A 1,551-nucleotide genomic window follows, 5' to 3' on the forward strand; every position below is an offset into this window, starting at 1 on the left:
CGGCTGGGTCTCACACAAGCCGAAGCAGCACTTAGTGTCACCTGCTTCTGGTTAGCAATGGCTACCGGCCGGTTATTCACAGGCTACATTGCCGATCGATACGGCTACGGTGTCTTTGTCGCCCTGAGCTCACTGGCAGCGACCGTGCTGCTGTGCGTGTTCCCGCTGATCAAAGGGACTGAAGGCGCCTTTATCCTTATTGTACTGCTGGGGCTGGGCATGTCCGGCATCTTCTCCATCGCACTTGTTTTTGCCAGCAAAATGATGCCGGGTACAGAAGAATCTACCACTAGCCTGCTTATCGGCGCAGGTGGAGTTGGGGGAGCTCTGCTGCCTTTATGGCTCGGAAATAGCATGGACCGTGGTGGAGCAGTCTCATCAGCGTGGTTGCTGGCAGGCTTCGCCTGTATCCTGTGCCTGCTTGGGGGCATCTTGTACGCCCTATATGTGCGCAAAAAACGGCTTCAAACCGCTTCATCATGAGACTCGTCTCTACTGGCGCCTTTGTCTGTTCCTTGGTTGTCATCCAAGTGCACATTCAAAGGTGCTTTTTTACATACTAGACGAATGCACCTTGTACAGCAGCCCGTTTTTAGTCAAAATAGATCGTTTCCTATGAATCACAGGACAGATATCCATGCCTCCTCTAGATGAATGGAGTAGTATACAACAAACCATATGGAGGTGTTTGTATTGGGTCATCCTGAATTAAAACGAAAAAAAGGCCGTAAAAAAAATGTTTTTGTCCGTGCCTGGTTTGATAAGTTAGAAAAAAAGTTTGAGGAAAAGCCCCCAAAGAGAAAAGTCCGCTCGAAACGGAAAGGGGTTGGAAAAGATATCATCGTCAAAAAGCAACTTGTAAGTGTGAATATTAATCATAGCGCTTTAGGGCCTGAAGGGGATCCTGGAACCATAGGTGATTTAGCGCAGTTCGGTTATATTTATAATGTGAAGCCCCAAGTTGTTCCGATTGAAGGGGATGTCATTTTGGATACGAACGGTATACTTACACCTGGAATTGCTCATGTTCCAGGAACTACACAGATTGCTGTATCCGATGCTGGAAAATATGAAGTTCACTTTTCGGTGTCCGGTGTGGAACCTAACCAATTCGCTATCTTTATTAATGGCGCACTGGCTGTGGGAACTGTATACGGCTCAGGAGCCGGGACACAACAGAACACAGGGCAAGCTATCCTCGCTCTGGCATGCGGTGACGTCCTTACTCTGCGAAACCATAGCTCTACTACTGCTGTTACCCTGCAAACACAAGCCGGAGGAACTCAAGCCAGTATAAACGCTTCTGTCCTCATTAAAAAATTGAGATAGGCTTGAACTCCCACAAAGTCTCAGTGTACTAAAAAGGGTTTATCCATACAGCGAGGATAAACCCTGAATATTTTTAAAAGGCCATAATGATCCCTTTGTCATTGGCATACATTGAACTAATCCCTCTGGTGGACACAATATGAATATCTTTAAATTGATAGCGTTTCTTCAGCGCATTCATCAATTTTTCCGCCAGCCCAGGATTATTGCAGTGAGTAATGA

The 1,551-nt window shown here is 46.6% G+C and carries 2 protein-coding genes; both read left to right on the plus strand.

The genetic code is table 11. From position 1 onward, the window contains the following. Positions 1-483 (plus strand): MFS transporter (locus GRP75_RS26525; RefSeq protein WP_160790844.1); only part of this gene is annotated, 483 nt, incomplete at its 5' end. 210 nt (positions 484-693) lie between these two features. Further along, positions 694-1,329, plus strand: a complete 636-nt coding sequence (locus GRP75_RS26530) for a hypothetical protein (protein WP_023988147.1) — start codon at positions 694-696, stop codon at positions 1,327-1,329. Positions 1,330-1,551 lie beyond the last annotated feature (222 nt).

The sequence above is a fragment of the Paenibacillus sp. OT2-17 genome, from assembly GCF_009827695.1.
GTDB lineage: Bacteria > Bacillota > Bacilli > Paenibacillales > Paenibacillaceae > Paenibacillus > Paenibacillus polymyxa_B.